The 18,334-nt window shown below is 71.6% G+C and carries 15 protein-coding genes; 5 read left to right on the top strand and 10 right to left on the bottom strand.

The features are described from left to right. Window positions 1–56: 56 nt before the first annotated feature. Entirely contained in the window at window positions 57–2,081 is a 2,025-nt protein-coding gene (locus ACFYR0_RS00145) for a serine/threonine-protein kinase (protein WP_389319780.1), read from the bottom strand. Window positions 2,082–2,276: 195 nt separating this feature from the next. Continuing rightward, window positions 2,277–3,983 (bottom strand): glycerol-3-phosphate dehydrogenase/oxidase, encoded by a 1,707-nt coding sequence (locus ACFYR0_RS00140; protein WP_389319778.1) that lies wholly within the window; start codon window positions 3,981–3,983, stop codon window positions 2,277–2,279. Window positions 3,984–4,278: 295 nt separating this feature from the next. On the opposite strand from ACFYR0_RS00140, the gene ACFYR0_RS00135 reads away from it, so the two are divergent. Then, window positions 4,279–5,487, top strand: a complete 1,209-nt coding sequence (locus tag ACFYR0_RS00135) for a nucleotide sugar dehydrogenase (RefSeq protein WP_389319775.1) — start codon at window positions 4,279–4,281, stop codon at window positions 5,485–5,487. Window positions 5,488–5,594: 107 nt separating this feature from the next. Here ACFYR0_RS00135 and ACFYR0_RS00130 read toward each other — a convergent pair whose 3' ends face one another. From ACFYR0_RS00130 to ACFYR0_RS00115, 4 genes are all read right to left on the bottom strand, one after another. Continuing rightward, window positions 5,595–6,719, bottom strand: a complete 1,125-nt coding sequence (locus ACFYR0_RS00130; RefSeq protein WP_386377371.1) for a GuaB3 family IMP dehydrogenase-related protein — start codon at window positions 6,717–6,719, stop codon at window positions 5,595–5,597. Window positions 6,720–6,988: 269 nt separating this feature from the next. Continuing rightward, entirely contained in the window at window positions 6,989–8,497 is a 1,509-nt protein-coding gene (gene guaB / locus ACFYR0_RS00125; protein WP_389319772.1) for an IMP dehydrogenase, read from the bottom strand. 163 nt (window positions 8,498–8,660) lie between these two features. Further along, on the bottom strand, window positions 8,661–9,248 hold the full coding sequence (locus ACFYR0_RS00120; protein ID WP_389319769.1) for a sigma-70 family RNA polymerase sigma factor: 588 nt from the start codon (window positions 9,246–9,248) through the stop codon (window positions 8,661–8,663). 340 nt (window positions 9,249–9,588) lie between these two features. Further along, a complete protein-coding gene (locus ACFYR0_RS00115; protein WP_003948568.1) occupies window positions 9,589–10,200 on the bottom strand; it encodes a response regulator transcription factor in 612 nt (203 codons plus the stop codon). A gap of 379 nt (window positions 10,201–10,579) precedes the next feature. On the opposite strand from ACFYR0_RS00115, the gene ACFYR0_RS00110 reads away from it, so the two are divergent. Further along, window positions 10,580–10,909, top strand: a complete 330-nt coding sequence (locus ACFYR0_RS00110) for a WhiB family transcriptional regulator (RefSeq protein ID WP_356693951.1) — start codon at window positions 10,580–10,582, stop codon at window positions 10,907–10,909. Between the two features lie 404 nt (window positions 10,910–11,313). Here ACFYR0_RS00110 and ACFYR0_RS00105 read toward each other — a convergent pair whose 3' ends face one another. Next, window positions 11,314–12,216, bottom strand: coding sequence for a LysR family transcriptional regulator (locus ACFYR0_RS00105; protein ID WP_389319765.1), 903 nt, complete (start codon window positions 12,214–12,216; stop codon window positions 11,314–11,316). 79 nt (window positions 12,217–12,295) lie between these two features. Between ACFYR0_RS00105 and ACFYR0_RS00100 the strand changes: the two genes are divergently transcribed. From ACFYR0_RS00100 to ACFYR0_RS00090, 3 genes are all read left to right on the top strand, one after another. Beyond that, complete coding sequence (locus tag ACFYR0_RS00100) at window positions 12,296–12,964, top strand: MOSC domain-containing protein (protein ID WP_389319762.1); 669 nt, start codon at window positions 12,296–12,298, stop codon at window positions 12,962–12,964. Between the two features lie 89 nt (window positions 12,965–13,053). Beyond that, a complete protein-coding gene (locus ACFYR0_RS00095) occupies window positions 13,054–13,827 on the top strand; it encodes an SDR family NAD(P)-dependent oxidoreductase (protein WP_389319759.1) in 774 nt (257 codons plus the stop codon). Between the two features lie 81 nt (window positions 13,828–13,908). Next, window positions 13,909–14,616: an ester cyclase gene (locus ACFYR0_RS00090; protein WP_389319756.1), complete on the top strand. Its 708-nt coding sequence runs from the start codon at window positions 13,909–13,911 to the stop codon at window positions 14,614–14,616. A gap of 85 nt (window positions 14,617–14,701) precedes the next feature. Here ACFYR0_RS00090 and groL read toward each other — a convergent pair whose 3' ends face one another. From groL to ACFYR0_RS00075, 3 genes are all read right to left on the bottom strand, one after another. Then, window positions 14,702–16,324: a chaperonin GroEL gene (groL, locus tag ACFYR0_RS00085; protein ID WP_389319753.1), complete on the bottom strand. Its 1,623-nt coding sequence runs from the start codon at window positions 16,322–16,324 to the stop codon at window positions 14,702–14,704. Between the two features lie 126 nt (window positions 16,325–16,450). Next, complete coding sequence (gene groES, locus ACFYR0_RS00080; RefSeq protein ID WP_356693929.1) at window positions 16,451–16,759, bottom strand: co-chaperone GroES; 309 nt, start codon at window positions 16,757–16,759, stop codon at window positions 16,451–16,453. Window positions 16,760–17,279: 520 nt separating this feature from the next. Beyond that, a complete protein-coding gene (locus ACFYR0_RS00075; RefSeq protein ID WP_389319749.1) occupies window positions 17,280–18,179 on the bottom strand; it encodes a polysaccharide deacetylase family protein in 900 nt (299 codons plus the stop codon). Window positions 18,180–18,334 lie beyond the last annotated feature (155 nt).

The raw sequence follows: 18,334 nt of genomic DNA, 5'->3' as shown, positions 1-18,334 counted from the left end.
CTCGGCCGCGGGAAACCCGGCCCGGACGCCGGGACCGGCCCCGGCCGGGGCCGGGCTCAACCCTTCGGCCGGAACGTCTTCGTGAGCGTCTGCCAGGTGTCCCGGCGCAGTTCCCCGCGCCACTTGTCGGCCTTGGCCGTGTACATCAGGGCATACCCCTGGTGGTCGTTGACGACGAACCCGCGGTCGATGCTCCGGTAGCGCGTGCCGTCCTCGGCGTAGGTGAACTCCCAGTCGGCCGTGTTCCAGCCGCGGTAGCCCACCGCTTCTATGCGGATGCGCTGGTACTGCGAGCGCTGCATCGCGCGTTCCTGGTTGCGCCAGTCGGCGACCGGGTCGTCCTTCGGGGTGCTGGTCCAGCCGATGAGCAGCTTCTGCCCGTCGGGGCCGGTGAAACGGTCCCCCGCGTCACCGGTGGACTGGTACTTCCAGCCCTTGGGCAGCCCGATCGAGTAGCCCTGGCCGCCCCGGTGGGTCCTGGCCACGGCGTCGTCGCCGGAGCCGCCCGCGGTGTCGCCCTTGTCGTCCTCGTCGCCGTCCTCGCCCTGGCCGGCCGCGGCGCCCGCGGTCGCGGTCGGGCTCGCGCCCTTGCCGGCGGACTCGGACGCCCGGCCGTCGGGGCGGGTGCCGCCCTGGTCGTCGCCCTTGGTGTCGGCGCCGGGCGTGACGTCGCCCGAGGCCCTGGTGCCCCCGCCGGTGTTCGAGGAGCCGGAGTCGTCGCCGTCGAGGTTGAGGGCGATCACGGTGCCGAGCACGGCGAGCACCAGGGCCACCGCGATGATCACCAGCGTCCGCCGGGGCACCACGTCGGTCAGCGGCGCACGCCGCGCCGGGCGCGCCGGCAGATCCGGCGGCGGCACCACGGGCCACCCGGAACCCTGTCCGGCCGTACCTGCGGCTCTCCCGCCCTGCCCCGCGGGCCCCTCCGGGCGCGCGGGCCCGGAGGCGGCCGGAGAAGCGGCACCGGCCGAGGCGGACGTGGCACTCGAAGCTCCCGCTGCCCCCGCGGCACCCGCGGACCCGGTGGAACCCGCGGACCCGGTGGAACCCGCGGCCCGCGCGGACACGGCAGACCCCGCCGACCCGGCGGCCCTGCGCACCGAACGCAGCGCTCCGCGCAGCCGGTCGGCCGCTTCCTCACCTCGTCGGCCGCCCGTGCCGGACCCGCCCGGCTGCTCGGGCAGCGGTACGACCTTGGTCGCCTCCAGCGGCTCCGTCGAGGAGGCGTCCGGCGCGCTCAGCACGGCGGTGAGCATCCTGCGCGCGCCCGCGTCGTCGAGCCGTTCGTCGGGGTCCTTGGTGAGCAGGCCGTGGATGACGTCCTTCAGCGGCCCGGCGTTCTTCGGGTCGTCCAGCGGCTCGGTCATCACGGCGGTGAGGGTGGCGATCGCCGACCCCTTGTCGTACGGCGGCACGCCCTCGACCGCCGCGTAGAGCAGTCCGCCGAGCGACCACAGGTCGGCCGCGGGCCCCGGCTTGTGGCCGCGGGCGCGCTCGGGGGCGATGTAGGAGGGGGCGCCGACGAGCATGCCGGTCGAGGTGATGGACGGGTCGCCCTCGACCTGGGCGATGCCGAAGTCGGTGAGCACGACCCGGCCGTCGTCGGCGATCAGCACGTTGGACGGCTTCACGTCGCGGTGCAGGATGCCCTGGCGGTGGGCGGAACGCAGCACGTCGAGGACCGCGAGGCCGACCTCGGCGGCGCGCCGGGGTTCGAGCAGACCGTCCTCGCGGATGGCCTCGGCGAGCGACTTGCCCTCGACGAGCTCCATCACGATCCACGGCCGGTCGTCCTCGTCGACCACGTCGAAGACCGTCACCGCGCTGGTGTTCTTGATCCGGGCGATGGCCTTGGCCTCACGCAAGGTGCGCGTGATGAGCCGTCGCTTCTCCTCCTCGTCGATGTTCGACGGGAACCGCAGCTCCTTGACGGCCACCGTGCGGCCGAGGGTCTCGTCCTCGGCGCGCCACACCGTGCCCATGCCGCCGCGGCCGAGCACGTCTCCCAGCCGGTAGCGCCCGGCGAGGAGACGTGCGCTCTTGTCCTGACGGGATGTCCCCGCCCGCTCCGCCTCCGACATGCGTCCCCTCGTGCAACCCGCCCTGACAGAGGCTCCATTGTCCCTCACCCGACAAGTGCCCGGTTCCCCGGGGGGCCCTGGGGCCCGGCGGGTGCGCTGACGTCCGCGTGCGGTCTGAATCGCCCCTTCCGCACCCCTGGATGACGCTCTGTGAGACGCTCGCGTAACGCCCTGTGACATGTACCCGCCGCGCCGTCACAGCGGCACGATGTCCGGCGCCCCCAGCCGTGCCGCGTCCGCCGTGAGGTCGTCGGGCTGGCGCTGGGACTCCCGCTCGGCCTCCACTCTCTTCTCGTAGTGCCGCACCTCCCGCTCGATCTGGTCCGCGTCCCAGCCGAGCACCGGCGCCATCAGCTCGGCGGTCTCCCGCGCGCAGCGCGTGCCGCGGTCGAAGGTCTCGATGGAGATGCGGGTGCGCCGGGTCAGCACGTCGTCCAGATGGCGCGCGCCCTCGTGCGAGGCGGCGTAGACGACCTCGGCGCGCAGATAGTCCTCGGCGCCCTGGAGCGGGTCGGCCAGCGAGGGGTCGGCGGCGATGAGTTCGAGGAGTTCCTCGGTGAGGGAGCCGTAGCGGTTGAGCAGGTGCTCGACGCGGGCCACGTGCAGTCCGGCGCGGGCGGCGATCCGCGCGCGGGTGTTCCACAGCGCCCGGTAGCCCTCGGCGCCGACCAGCGGGATGTCCTCGGTGACGCACTCCGCGACCCGCCGGTCGAGGCCGTGGACCGCCTCGTCGACGGCGTCCTTGGCCATCACCCGGTACGTCGTGTACTTGCCGCCGGCCACCACGACCAGGCCCGGCACCGGGTGGGCCACGGTGTGCTCGCGCGAGAGCTTGCTGGTGGCGTCCGACTCGCCGGCCAGCAGCGGGCGCAGCCCGGCGTAGACGCCCTCGACGTCGTCACGGGTGAGGGGCACCGCCAGCACGGAGTTCACATTCTCCAGCAGGTAGTCGATGTCGGCGCTGGAGGCGGCCGGGTGGGCCTTGTCGAGGTCCCAGTCGGTGTCGGTGGTGCCGATGATCCAGTGCCTGCCCCAGGGGATGACGAACAGCACGGACTTCTCGGTGCGCAGGATCAGTCCGGTGCTGGAGTGGACGCGGTCCTTGGGCACCACCAGATGGATGCCCTTGGACGCGCGGACGTGGAACTGCCCGCGCTCGCCCACCATGGCCTGGGTGTCGTCGGTCCACACGCCCGTGGCGTTGACGATCTGCTTGGCGTGGATCTCGTACTCCCCGCCCGCCTCGACGTCCTGCACGCGCGCGCCGACCACGCGTTCGCCCTCGCGCAGGAAACCGGTGACCCGCGCGCGGTTGGCGGCCTGGGCGCCGTAGGCCGCGGCGGTGCGCACCAGGGTGGCCACATAGCGGGCGTCGTCCATCTGGGCGTCGTAGTACTGAAGCGCGCCGACCAGGGCGTCCTTCTTCAGGCAGGGGGCGACCTGCAGCGCGTGACGGCGGCTCAGATGGCGGTGCACCGGCAGTCCCCGGCCGTGCCCGCGGGCCGTCGACATGGCGTCGTAGAGGGCGACGCCCGAGCCGGCGTAGAGCCGCTCCCAGCCCTTGTGCTGGAGCGGGTACAGGAACGGCACCGGCTTCACCAGGTGCGGGGCGAGCCGCTCCAGCAGCAGTCCGCGCTCCTTCAGCGCCTCCCGGACCAGGGCGAAGTCGAGCATCTCCAGATAGCGCAGGCCGCCGTGGATCAGCTTGCTGGATCTGCTGGACGTGCCCGACGCCCAGTCACGCGCCTCGACCAGTCCGGTGGACAGACCGCGCGTGGCGGAGTCGAGGGCGATACCGGCACCGACCACTCCACCGCCCACGACGAGGAGGTCCAGTTCGTGCTCGGCCATGGCCGCCAGTGCCTCGGCACGCTGTTCCGGCCCCAGTGTCGCTGTCCTCACCGCTGCCTCCCGCTGCTCGGTCGCGCCGGCCGCACCCGTCGGGCGAAGCCCCGTCCGTGTCCCCCCTGCCCAGAATTCTGACCGGCTTGCCCGACTTCAGCCACCACGCACCGGCGACCTGTGGATAACTCCGGCGGACCTGGACGCGTCCTCCGTCACCGGAGCGGGGCGACACAAGGAAACAATGCAGCATATCGGTCATATTTACGCTTAGTCTGACATTGCGCTCGCCCGTTCTGTCCACCGGGCTTGCGCACCTGTCCCGCATCGGTTACTGGGAAGGACGGCCCACTCCATGCCCGCAGATCTCGCCGTGATCGGACTCGGCCCGCTCGGCCTGCCGCTGGCCCAGGCCGCGGTGGCCGCCGGCATCCCCACGGTCGGCTATCGCACCGGGACCGAGGCCGGGTCCCTCAGCCCCGCCGAACTGCGCCGGATGCACTCGGAGGGCTTCCGGCCGGCCGACGGGCCCGCCGAACTCGGCCGCGTCCGCACGGCGGTCATCTGCGCCCCCACCCCACGCGCCGCCGACGGCGGCCTCGACCTCGGCCAGGTGGAGACGGCCGCCCGCACCCTCGCGGCCAGGCTGCGTCCCCACACCACGGTCATCCTGGAGTCCCCGGTCCTCCCCGGCACCACGGAGGACGTCCTGCGCCCCCTGCTCGAGGAGGGCTCCGGCCTTCGCGCGGGACGCGACTTCCACCTCGCCCACTCCCCCAGCCGCGTCGACCCCGGCAACCGCGTGTTCACCCCCGCCAACACGCCCAAGGTCATCGGCGGCCTCACCCCCGCCTGCACGGAGTCCGCCGCCGCGTTCTACAGCCGCATCACCGACAAGGTCGTCCGCGCGCGCGGACTGCGCGAGGCGGAGACGGTGCATCTGCTGGAGACCACCTACCGGCACGTCAACATCGCCCTCGTCAACGAAATGGCCGTCCTCTGCCACGACTTGGGCGTCGACCTCTGGGACGTCATCCGCTGCGCGGAGACCAAGCCCTTCGGCTTCCAGGCCTTCCGCCCCGGCCCCGGCGTGGGCGGCCACACCGTCCCCCAGGACCTCATCGGCCACCCCGGCCGCGGCCTGCGCATGGTCGAACTGGCCCGCCAGGTCAACGAACAGATGCCGCGCTACGTCGTCCAGCGCGCGGCCGCCCTGCTGAACGAGCACGGCAAGTCGGCGAGAGGCGCCCGCGTCCTCCTGCTGGGCGTCGCCTACAAGCCCGACCTCGCCGACGAACAGGCCACCCCGGCCCACGAGATCGCCTTCCGCCTGATGTCCCTGGGCGCGGCGGTCAGCTACCACGACCCGCACATCCCCTCGTGGACCGTCCTCGACCGCCCGATCCCCCGCGTCGACTCCTTCTACGAAGCCGCCGCCGAGGCCGACCTCACGATCCTCCTCCAGCCCCACCGCACCTACGACCTCCAGGGCCTGTCGGTCAAGGCCCAACTCCTCCTGGACACCCGCGGAGCAACCCCCTCCGGGGTGGCGCACCGCCTGTGACGGGGGCGCACGCCCCACCACGAGCCCGGAGGAGGGGCCGGCCGCCGCGGACGCGAAGGACCCGCCCACCTGCTGGTGGGCGGGCCCTTCGGCGTGTGCGGGAGGGGTCAGCGCTTGTGCTGGGAGTCCGCGACCGTGACCTCGACGCGCTGGAACTCCTTGAGCTCGCTGTAGCCGGTGGTGGCCATGGCGCGGCGCAGGGCGCCGAAGAGGTTCATGGAGCCGTCCGGGGTGTGGGACGGGCCGGTGAGGACCTCCTCGATGGTGCCGACCGTGCCGAGGTCGACCTTCTTGCCGCGCGGCAGCTCCTCGTTGACCGCCTCCATGCCCCAGTGGTGGCCCTTGCCGGGCGCGTCCGTGGCGCGGGCCAGCGGGGAGCCCATCATCACGGCGTCCGCGCCGCAGGCGACGGCCTTGGGCAGGTCGCCGGACCAGCCGACGCCGCCGTCCGCGATGACGTGCACGTACCGGCCGCCGGACTCGTCCATGTAGTCACGGCGGGCCGCCGCCACGTCCGCGACGGCCGTGGCCATCGGGACCTGGATGCCCAGCACGTTGCGGGTGGTGTGCGCGGCGCCGCCGCCGAAGCCGACCAGCACACCCGCGGCGCCCGAGCGCATCAGGTGCAGGGCCGCGGTGTACGTGGCGCAGCCGCCGACGATCACCGGGACGTCCAGCTCGTAGATGAACTGCTTCAGGTTCAGCGGCTCGGCGGCGCCGGAGACGTGCTCGGCCGAGACCGTCGTACCGCGGATGACGAAGATGTCCACGCCCGCGTCGACGACGGCCTTGGAGAACTGGGCCGTGCGCTGCGGTGAGAGCGCCGCGGCGGTGACCACGCCGGAGTCGCGCACCTCCTTGATCCGCGCCCCGATCAGCTCCTCCTTGATCGGGGCGGCGTAGATCTCCTGGAGGCGGCGGGTCGCGGTCTCCGAGGGCAGCCCGGCGATCTCGTCGAGCAGCGGCTGCGGGTCCTCGTAGCGCGTCCACAGGCCTTCGAGGTTGAGCACGCCGAGACCGCCGAGCTCGCCGATCCGGATCGCGGTGGCCGGCGAGACGACCGAGTCCATGGGAGCGGCCAGGAAGGGCAGCTCGAAGCGGTAGGCGTCGATCTGCCAGGCGATCGAGACCTCCTTCGGGTCCCGCGTACGGCGGCTGGGGACGACGGCGATGTCGTCGAAGGCGTACGCCCGGCGGCCGCGCTTGCCGCGCCCGATCTCGATCTCAGTCACGATGTGTGGCCTTTCCCTGATGCGTTTCAGCGTCTTCCAGTATCGCCGACGGGCACGACTGGGCCCTTCTGACGGATCCCCGTGGGAGTAGGAGCGGCCTCGGTGCGGGCGATCGGCGTGCGGTGCGGAGGGTCGTGTGGCGGAGCCGCCTGTCCCTCCGCACCGTGCGACGAGGGTGTGTGCCGGGCGTCGCGACGCCTCGGAGATCCGTCAGAAGGGCCCAAGGGCGGCCCCGGTGGTTGCGGGGCCGCCCTTCGCGAAGCTGGTGACTACTTGTGGCGGCTGTAGTTCGGCGCCTCGACCGTCATCTGGATGTCGTGCGGGTGGCTCTCCTTCAGGCCCGCCGAGGTGATCCGGACGAACCGGCCGTTGGACTGGAGGTCCGGCACGGTCTTGCCGCCGACGTAGAACATCGACTGGCGCAGACCGCCGACCAGCTGGTGCACGACCGAGGCGAGCGGGCCGCGGTAGGGCACCTGGCCCTCGATGCCCTCGGGGATCAGCTGCTCGTCGGAGGCGACGCCCTCCTGGAAGTAGCGGTCCTTGGAGAACGACTTGCGGTCGCCGCGGGTCTGCATGGCACCGAGGGAGCCCATGCCGCGGTACGACTTGAACTGCTTGCCGTTGATGAACAGCAGCTCACCCGGCGACTCCTCGCAGCCCGCGAGCAGCGAGCCGAGCATCACCGTGTCGGCGCCCGCGACGAGGGCCTTGGCGATGTCGCCGGAGTACTGCAGGCCACCGTCGCCGATGACCGGGACACCGGCCTCGCGGGCGGCGAGCGCGGCCTCGTAGATCGCGGTGACCTGCGGGACGCCGACACCGGCGACCACCCGGGTGGTGCAGATCGAGCCCGGGCCGACACCGACCTTGATGCCGTCGGCGCCCGCGTCGACCAGCGCCTGGGCGCCGTCGCGGGTGGCGACGTTGCCGCCGACGACGTCGACGCCGGAGGAGTTCGACTTGATCTTGGCGATCATGTCGCCGACCAGGCGGGAGTGACCGTGGGCGGTGTCCACGACGATGAAGTCGACGCCCGCCTCGATCAGCGCCTGGGCGCGCTCGAAGGAGTCGCCCGCGACACCGACGGCCGCGCCGACGAGCAGCCGGCCGCCCGCGTCCTTGGCCGCGTTCGGGTACTTCTCCGCCTTGACGAAGTCCTTGACCGTGATCAGGCCCTTGAGGACGCCCTGGTCGTCGACCAGCGGCAGCTTCTCGATCTTGTGCCGGCGCAGCAGCTCGATGGCGTCCACTCCGGAGATGCCGACCTTGCCGGTGACCAGCGGCATCGGCGTCATGACCTCGCGCACACGGCGGGTGCGGTCGGTCTCGAAGGCCATGTCACGGTTGGTGACGATGCCCAGCAGCTTCTTTTCGCCGTCGGTGACCGGGACGCCGCTGATGCGGAACTTGGCGCAGAGGGCGTCGGCCTCGGCGAGCGTGGCGTCCGGGTGGATCGTGATCGGGTCGGTGACCATGCCCGACTCGGAGCGCTTGACCAGGTCGACCTGGTTGGCCTGGTCCTCGATGGACAGGTTGCGGTGCAGTACGCCGACGCCGCCCTGGCGGGCCATCGCGATCGCCATGCGCGACTCGGTGACCTTGTCCATGGCGGCGGACAGCAGCGGGATGTTCACCCGCACGTTCTTGGAGACGTACGAGGCGGTGTCGATCTCGTCGGGTGCCATGTCCGACGAGCCCGGCAGCAGCAGCACGTCGTCGTAGGTCAGCCCGAGTGTCGCGAATTTACCGGGCACTCCGTCGACGTTTGCAGTCATGACACCTTCCCCAATGGCCTTGATCGGTGCGGATGTCCATGCTAACGGGAAGAGAACCCGTCTCATTCCACGGTTCCGGACCCCGGGCGGCTTCGTATGTTCGTACGGAAACTGGCCGCCGCCTGTTCAACCAAGGCGCGGACACGGCTCCACGGCAGGGCCGTTACTGCTCCGCCAGTGCCCGCAGCCGGCTCAGCGCACGGTGCTGGGCGACCCGGACCGCGCCGGGTGACATTCCCAACATTTGACCCGTCTCCTCCGCCGTGAGGCCGACCGCGATCCGCAGCAGGAGCAGTTCGCGCTGGTTCTCGGGCAGGTTGGCCAGCAGTTTCTTGGCCCATTCGGCGTCGCTGCTGAGCAGTGCGCGCTCTTCCGGGCCGAGGGAGTCGTCGGGCCGCTCGGGCATCTCGTCCGAGGGGACGGCCGTGGAGCCCGGGTGGCGCATCGCGGCCCGCTGGAGGTCGGCGACCTTGTGGGAGGCGATGGCGAAGACGAACGCCTCGAAGGGCCTGCCGGTGTCCCGGTAGCGCGGCAGCGCCATCAGGACGGCGACACAGACCTCCTGGGCGAGGTCCTCGACGAAGTGGCGCGCGTCGCCGGGCAGCCGGGACAGCCGGGTGCGGCAGTAGCGCAGCGCCAGGGGGTGGACATGGGCGAGCAGGTCGTGTGTGGCCTGCTCGTCCCCGTCGACCGCGCGATGCACGAGCGCGCCGATCGCACCCTGGGCACGGGTCGGCTCGTCGTCGCGCATCGGTCCATCGTGCCCTGAGCCCGTACGGCCCGTGGCACCGCGTCCATCGTTGTGCACCGAAGCGTTATGAGCAGGTGCGCCGGAAGTCATCCCTTGCGCCCTCCCCTTCCGCTCGACCGACTCGTCCCCGAGGAACTCCACACCTCAAGGATGCGGCATCCGCGCCGAAACGAGCAGCGGGCATCTGGAGGGCGGTCCACACCCGCGCCCCCGTCAGGGCACGGGGCTGTATCGACGCAAGACTCCGCCGCATGGGCGCGACCGGCCGACACTGCCCGCGCGGGACCGCCCACGGACGACGGCGGACGGGTGACAGCGGGCCACTCGCCCGAGTGGGGCTCTAGCGGACCAGTCCCCACCGGAAGCCCAGGGCCACCGCGTGGGCGCGGTCCGAGGCGCCGAGCTTCTTGAACAGACGCCGGGCGTGGGTCTTGACCGTGTCCTCGGAGAGGAACAGCTCCCGCCCGATCTCCGCGTTGGAGCGGCCGTGGCTCATGCCCTCCAGCACCTGGATCTCACGCGCGGTGAGCGTCGGCGCCGCACCCATCTCGGCCGACCGCAGCCGCCGCGGCGCGAGCCGCCAGGTGGGGTCGGCGAGCGCCTGCGTCACGGTCGCCCGCAGCTCCGCGCGCGAGGCGTCCTTGTGGAGGTACCCGCGCGCACCCGCGGCGACCGCGAGGGCGACGCCGTCGAGGTCCTCCGCGACGGTGAGCATGATGATGCGGGCACCCGGGTCGGCGGACAGCAGCCGCCGCACGGTCTCTACGCCGCCCAGTCCGGGCATGCGTACGTCCATCAGAATCAGGTCCGAGCGGTCGGCACCCCAACGGCGGAGGACTTCCTCGCCGTTGGCCGCCGTCGTCACGCGCTCAACGCCGGGCACGGTCGCGACCGCGCGGCGGAGCGCCTCTCGGGCAAGCGGGGAGTCGTCGCAGACGAGGACGGAAGTCATGGCCGCCCTCCGCAGCTGATGCGCGTCACCTTGAGCCTCCAGGCTGGTACGAATCGTCACCTGTGCGGTCGACCGTCTCGGACGCCTGCCCGAGCACTTTTGTTTTCAACCGCCTCCGCACTCTCAACGACGGTCACTCGAAAGAGTTACGGGGCTGTCTGCCATCTTCGGCACTCTACGTGAGGGGGCGGACACGGGGCAGACATAGCCGCCGGACCCTCAACGTTTCATCACAAGCGCGCCCCATTCGGCCCATTTTCTTCCCTTTTACTGGTGTCCGAGGCTAGATTCGCAATGAGTCATATTTTCATCTCCTTAGATCGTAGTTGTACGGTCGTGGGCACCGTATCCGCTCAGAACGGCTACAAGGGGTCACGCAATGGCAGATTTCTCCCGCCTTCCCGGACCGAACGCGGACTTGTGGGACTGGCAGCTGCTCGCTGCCTGTCGCGGGGTGGACAGCTCGCTCTTCTTTCATCCGGAGGGTGAGCGCGGGGCGGCCCGGAGCGCTCGCGAGAACTCGGCCAAGGAGGTCTGCATGAGGTGCCCGGTCCGCGCGCAGTGCGCGGCTCACGCGCTGGCGGTGCGCGAACCGTACGGTGTGTGGGGCGGGTTGACCGAGGACGAGCGCGAGGAGCTCATGGGCCGGGCGCGCCATCGCCTGGTGACGGCTTCGACGTCCGGCGGCGACGCCGGTTCGAACACCTGAAGGAACGTTTCTTCGTATCTCTGGGGGCAGAACGGGTAAGGGCTCGCGGGGCGCGTGCCCGGGCTTTGTCGTGCGCTGGCCCCGGCCGGGGGCTGCCGCGGGGTCTTGCTTACGGAGGGTGATCCCGTGTTCGCCGGGTGCGGGGGCGGACCGCCGGGTGCGGGGCGTATGTGGCTGGGCGCGGTCCGCCGGGTGCGGGGCGTATGTGGCTGGGCGCGGTCCGCCGGGAGTGGGCGGGTGCGGCTGGTCTCGGTCCGCCGGATGCGGGTCGGGGGTGGCTGGGGGCGCAGTTCCCCGCGCCCCTTGAAGGGCGCGCACGACGTGCGTCTCAGGGGTGCGGGGAGCCACGCGGGCGGGTCACGCCCCCCGCACCCGGCGGTCACGGGGGGGGCTCGCTCACATTTCTAGCGCCGCGTCGCCCTGGCCAGTTGGTCGAGTGTCGCCGTCACCGCCGGGACCTGGGCCAGGTCGGGGAGGGTGAGGGCGACGATGTCCCGGCGCACCGCGGGCTCCAGGGTCACCGCGCGTGCCCCTCGGGGCCGTACGGACTCGATGGCGAGCTGGGGCAGCACGGCGACGCCGAGACCGGCGCCGACCAGGCCCACCACGGCCGGGTAGTCGTCGGTGGCGAAGTCGATGCGGGGCGTGAAGCCGGCGCCCTCGCACACCTCCACGAGCTGGCCGCGGCAGCGCGGGCAGCCCGCGATCCAGGGCTCCTCGGCGAGTTCGCCGATGGCGACGGAACCGGCCCGGGCCAGACGGTGGCGTTCGGGCACGAGCGCGACCAGACGGTCCGTCAGCAGCGGCCGTACGACGAGGTCGTCCCACTCCGCGTCCTGCGCGCCCGCGCTCCCCGCGTAGCGGAAGGCGAGGGCGATGTCGCAGTCCCCCTCGCGGAGCATCTCCACGCTGCGCGGCGGCTCGGCCTCCACCAGGGAGACCCGGGTGCCGGGGTGCGCCGCGCGCAGGGCGGCGAGGGCGGTGGGCACGAGGGTGGAGCTGCCGCTGGGGAAGGAGACCAGCCGGACCCGGCCGGCGCGCAGCCCGGCGATCGCCGCGACCTCCTCCTCCGCGGCCGTGAGCCCGGCGAGGATGCCGGCGGCGTGCCGGACCAGGGCCTCGCCGGCCTGGGTCAGCCGCATCTCACGACCGCCGCGCACCAGCAACGGAGTGCCGACGGAGGCCTCCAGGGCCTTCATCTGCTGGCTCACCGCGGGTTGTGTGCAGCCCAGCTCGCGCCCCGCCGCGGAGAAGGAACCGGTGGCGGCGACGGCGCGCAGCACACGGAGATGTCGTGCCTCGATCACGCCCCGAGCATAAGTCTTGCTTGGGCGTGGAGGCGAATAATGCGTCGACGCTTTGGCTCCGGAGGCCTACCGTGCGCTCATGATGCTTCTGTCGCTGAATCTGGGCCGTGCGACGGCCGTGCCCTACACCGACCAGCCGGAAGGGCTGACCGGTATCGACAAGCGGCCCGTCGAGGGCCCGGTGCGGGTGGCGGCGCCCGGACCCAAGGGGGTCGGGGCGAGCGGGCTGGCCGGGGACGCGGTGTGCGACACCCGGCACCACGGCGGCGACGACCAGGCCGTGTACGCCGTCGCGCGGGAGGACCTCGACGACTGGGAGGCCGAGCTGGGCCGGGAGCTGCGCAACGGCTGCTTCGGCGAGAACCTCACCACGAGCGGTCTGGACGTCTCCGGCGCCCTCATCGGCGAACGCTGGCGCGTCGGCCCCGAACTGGTCCTCGAGGTGACCTGCGGCCGTATTCCCTGCCGGACCTTCCAGGGCCACCTCGGCGAGGAGCGCTGGGTCAAGCGGTTCACCCGGCGGGCGGCGCCGGGGGCGTACCTCCGGGTGATCGAGCCGGGGGAGATCCGCGCGGGCGACCCGATCGAGATCGTGCACCGTCCCGCGCACGAGGTGACGGTGGCGCTCGCCTTCCAGGCGGAGACGACCAGGCGGTCGCTGCTGCCCGCGGTCCTCGCGGCGGGTGAGGCGCTGCACCCCGAGCTGCTGGCCGCGGCCCGCAAGTACACGGCGGCGAACGTGAGCTGATCACCGGTCAGCCGAATCCCCACCCGCGGTCCCCGAATCCCCCACCTGCCGGGCCGGATCCCCCGTCTCCGGGTCATTAACCTTGCGCCATGACAACGGCTCTCATTACGGGATCGACGGCGGGCATCGGTGCCGCGTTCGCGCGGCGGCTGGCCGCGGACGGGCAGAACCTCGTCCTGGTGGCACGGGACGGCAAGCGGCTGGTGGAGCAGGCGACCGAGCTGCACGACCGGCACGGCATCGAGGCGGAGGTGCTGGTGGCCGACCTGGCGACGGACGCCGGGATCGATGCCGTGGCGGCCCGGCTGGCGGACCGGCGGAGCGCCGTCGACCTGCTGGTGAACAACGCCGGGTTCGGCAACAAGGGCCGTTTTCTGGAGGTGTCCGCCGAGGACGAGCTGCGGATGCTGAAGGTGCACTGCGAGGCGGTGCTGCGGCTGACGGCGGCGGCGACGGAGGCGATGCGGGAGCGCGGGCGCGGCGGGGTCGTGAACGTGGCCTCGGTCGCGGCGTTCGTGCCGCGCGGCACCTACGGCGCGTCGAAGGCGTGGGTCGTGCAGTTCACGCAGGGCGTGGCGCGCGATCTGGCGGGCAGCGGCGTGCGGTTGATGGCGCTGTGCCCGGGGTTCGTGCGCACCGAGTTCCACGAGCGGGCCGGCATGGGCACCGACAACATCCCCGGCTGGATGTGGCTCGACGCCGACAAACTGGTCGCGGCGGCGCTGGCCGACCTGGCCCGCGGTCGGACCGTGTCGATCCCGGACCCGCGCTACAAGGCGCTGATGGGCGTGGTCAAGGTGATCCCCCGGGGCATGCTGGGCGGCGTGACGTCCAGGACCGGACGGAAGTACGGGCCTCAGTAGGCCGGTCGGGGGACGCCGGGGCGGGGCGGTGGAACAATGGAGCTGTCCGGACGGACCCCTCGGGGGACCGGAGGCGGCGCCATGACGTTCGTACAGATCATCGACTGCAAGACCAGCCGGTTCGACGAGATGAACCGGCTGATGGACACCTGGGTCGAACAGACCAAAGGCAAGCGGACGGCGACGCACAACCTGATCGGCAAGGACCGGTCCGACGCGTCGCACTACATCGAGATCGTGGAGTTCCCCTCGTACGAGGAGGCGATGCGGAACTCGAACCTCCCCGAGACCGACAGGATCTTCCGGGACATGGTCGCGCTCTGCGACGAGATGCCGACGTTCACGGACCTGGACGTCGTACGGGACGAGCAGCTGTACGCGGCCAATGTGCGGCGGCTGCTCCAGACGATGGGCACGCCGGGCGAGCTCCCGCCGCTCAACGACCTGATCGCCGAGCACTACCACGACCACGACCCCTCCAACGAGCAGGACGTCCTCGGGCTGGACAACATCCGGCGCGAGATGCTGATGTGGCGCGGGGCGTTCGACTTCGCGTTCACCGTGGAGGACCTGGTCTGCGAGGGCGACCGGGTCTGTGTGCGCTGGTTCTGGAAGGGCACCAACAAGGCCGACTTCCTCGGCATCCCGGCCACCGGCAAGGAGTGCACCATGACCGGCACGACGGTCTTCCGCTGCGGCGGCGACGGCAAGATCGCCGAGGGCTGGTGGGAGTACGACCGTCTGGGCCTGATCTCCCAGCTGGGCGCGCTGGACGCACTGGAGCAGTAGGGCTCGCGGCGGGCTCCGCTGCCTGACAGCCGGAAGGCCCGGCACCCCCAACCGGGTGCCGGGCCTTCTGGTGGTGCGTGGTGCGTCAGTGCGAGTGGCCGTGGCCGTGGCCCGCCTCGGCCGGCTCCTCTTCCTTCTTCTCGACGACCAGGGTCTCGGTCGTCAGGAGGAGGGAGGCGATGGAGGCGGCGTTCTCCAGGGCGGAGCGGGTGACCTTGACCGGGTCGATGACGCCCTGCTTGACCAGGTCGCCGTACTCGCCGGTGGCGGCGTTGTAGCCGTTGCCCTTCTCCAGGTCGGCGACCTTGGAGACGATGACGTAGCCCTCGAGGCCGGCGTTCTCGGCGATCCAGCGCAGCGGCTCGACGGCGGCGCGGCGGACGACGGAGACACCGGTGGCCTCGTCGCCGGTCTTGCCGAGGTTGCCCTCGAGGACCTTCACGGCGTGGACGAGCGCGGAGCCACCACCGGAGACGATGCCCTCCTCGACCGCGGCGCGGGTCGCGGAGATGGCGTCCTCCAGACGGTGCTTCTTCTCCTTCAGCTCCACCTCGGTGGCGGCGCCGACCTTGATCACGCACACGCCGCCAGCCAGCTTCGCGAGGCGCTCCTGGAGCTTCTCGCGGTCCCAGTCGGAGTCGGTGTTCTCGATCTCGGCCTTGATCTGGTTGACGCGGCCCGCGACGTCCTCGGAGTTGCCCGCGCCGTCGACCAGCGTGGTGTCGTCCTTGGTGACGGTCACGCGGCGGGCGCTGCCCAGCACGTCCAGACCGGCCTGGTCGAGCTTGAGGCCGACCTCCTCGGAGATGACCGTGGCGCCGGTGAGGACCGCCATGTCCTGGAGCATCGCCTTGCGGCGGTCACCGAAGCCGGGGGCCTTGACCGCGACCGCGTTGAAGGTGCCGCGGATCTTGTTCACGACGAGGGTGGACAGGGCCTCGCCCTCGACGTCCTCGGCGATGATCAGCAGCGGGCGGGAGCCACCGGACTGGATGACCTTCTCCAGCAGCGGCAGCAGGTCCTGGATCGAGGAGATCTTGCCCTGGTTGATGAGGATGTAGGGCTCCTCCAGGACCGCCTCCATGCGCTCCTGGTCCGTCACGAAGTACGGCGACAGGTAGCCCTTGTCGAAGGCCATGCCCTCGGTGAAGTCCAGCTCCAGGCCGAAGGTGTTGGACTCCTCGACGGTGATGACACCGTCCTTGCCGACCTTGTCCATCGCCTCGGCGATGAGCTCGCCGACCTGCTGGTCCTGGGCGGACAGCGCGGCGACGGCGGCGATGTCGGACTTCTCCTCGATCGGCCGGGCGGTCGCGAGCAGGTCCTCGGAGACGGCGGCGACGGCCGCGTCGATGCCCTTCTTCAGGGCGGCCGGGGAGGCGCCGGCGGCGACGTTCTTCAGGCCCTCGCGGACGAGCGCCTGGGCCAGCACGGTGGCGGTGGTCGTACCGTCACCCGCGATGTCGTTGGTCTTGGTCGCCACCTCCTTCACCAGCTGCGCGCCGAGGTTCTCGTACGGGTCCTCGACCTCGACCTCGCGGGCGATGGTCACACCGTCGTTGGTGATGGTGGGGGCGCCGAACTTCTTGTCGATCACGACGTTGCGGCCCTTGGGACCGATCGTCACCTTGACCGTGTCCGCAAGCTTGTTGACGCCACGCTCAAGGGCGCGACGGGCGTCCTCGTCGAACTTCAGGATCTTCGCCATGGCAGCGGTAGCCCTCTCGGAAAAGTCTGGGGTAAAGAAACTGCGCCCCGGGCGCCCGGCTACTCATCGGTCGCGGGGGCCAGGGGCGCAGTGGAAAGCAAAGGTGCTTCGCGGGAAGCGAGGTGTTTACTTCTCGATGATCGCGAGAACGTCGCGAGCCGAGAGAACGAGGTACTCCTCGTTGTTGTACTTCACCTCGGTGCCGCCGTACTTGCTGTACAGGACCACGTCGCCGACCTGGACGTCGAGCGGCAGACGGTTGCCGTCCTCGAAGCGGCCCGGGCCCACGGCGAGGACGACGCCCTCCTGGGGCTTCTCCTTCGCGGTGTCCGGGATGACCAGGCCGGAGGCCGTGGTCTGCTCGGCGTCGAGCGGCTGGACCACGATGCGGTCCTCGAGCGGCTTGATGGCAACCTTGGAGCTGGTGGTCGTCACGATCCGACCTCCCCCTTCGGAGATCTCACGGGGTTAACTGTCTGAGGTGGCGACCAGGTGGATCCGTCGTCGCGGGTGCCGGACCTGCCCGTCGCGTGTTTGGCACTCTCCGGTGGGGAGTGCCAGAGCCGAGACTATGACCGGGGTTAGCACTCGGTCAAGCGGAGTGCCAATTGACGTCCGGCGCGGCGCGTTCTCTCCAGGCGCTCACAGGTAGTCCTCCAGCCTCCCCACCGTCAGCCCGTGCCGCTGGATCTCCCGCAGCACGGCGGCCGTACGGTCGCGCAGGGGCGGGTCGGCGGGGTCGTGGGAGGACAGCGAGACGATCGCGCCGGGGGCGAGCCCTGCGGGGGCGCGGGTGCCGGTGACGGTCGCGCTCCAGCGGACGACCGCCGCGATGCCGCAGTCGGCGGCGGCCCGCAGCGTGATGGTGTCGTAGGCGCCGTGCGGCGGGCGGACCGTGCGCAGCCTGCGAGGAGGGCGGTCAGGGCGAGCGCGGCCGCGATCGGGTGCCTCACCCTCACAGGTAGTCCTCCAGCCGTGCGACCGCGTAGCCCTCGTCCGTCACCTTGCGCAGGAACCGGCGGATCATGTCGGACATGGTGCCCTTCCACTGGTCCTTGCCGCGGAAGTGGCTGAGGACGATGTCGCCGGGGTGCAGGGCGCGGTCCGGCTCGCGGTACTCCCAGCGGTCGACGAAGACCTCCTGGTTCCACAGCGGGGCGTACTTCAGGCCGCAGGCCTTAGCGGCGCGCAGGGTGTCCCGGTTGTAGCTGCCGAAGGGCGGGCGGAACAGCACGGGGCGCTTGCCGTAGCGCTTCTCGATGACGTCCTGCATGCCGCAGATCTCGTGCTTCTGGCGGGCGTAGGACAGGGCGCGCATGTACGGGTGGTGCAGGGTGTGGTTGTTCAGGACCACGCCCCGGTCCTGCATCCGCCCGAAGTACCCGTAGTCCTCCTTGACCAGGTAGTCGCTGAGGAAGGCGGTGTACGGGATCTTCAGGTCGCTCATCATCCGCAGGAAGGCCGGGTCCTTCTCGGCGCCGTCGTCGATGGTGAGGAAGACGACCTTGTCCCTGGTGGGGACGGTGGTGAAGACCGGGGGGAGGCCCAGCTCCTCGTGGCCGTCGACCTCGAAGCCCCTGCGGGTGCCGATCACCGGCTTCCTCGCGGGCGGGGCCGGGGGCGTCAGCGGCATGCGGGTCAGCCCCCAGCGCCTGGTGGCGGCCGCGCGGGCGGTGTGGTCGGCGCGCAGGCGGTCGGCGTAGGAGTCCAGGGCGCGCGCCGGGGGCGCCTCGAGGTGCGGCTGCTGCCCGGGGGCGGGCCGCGCCGCGGAGGCCTCGGGGCCAGCGCCCTCGGCGCATCCGGAGGCGATGGCGGAGGCGACGAGCACGGCGAGCGCGGCGCGGACGCGCGGCACGCGAGGAGCGGGCCTCCGCCGGCGCCCCGCGGAACGTCCCCGGCGGCCGGAGGGACCCCCGCCGCCGCCCCCTGCGGCATCGCGGAACCGTTCGGCCCGTGACCCGTCCGGGCCGCCCCCGGAGAAACCACCCGCCCCGGACTCCAGAACACCCG

This window comes from Streptomyces sp. NPDC005017, from assembly GCF_042873115.1.
In the GTDB taxonomy this organism is placed as follows: domain Bacteria; phylum Actinomycetota; class Actinomycetes; order Streptomycetales; family Streptomycetaceae; genus Streptomyces.
The sequence above is the reverse complement of the archived record's forward strand: the minus strand, read 5'-3'. Positions and strand labels throughout refer to the sequence as shown.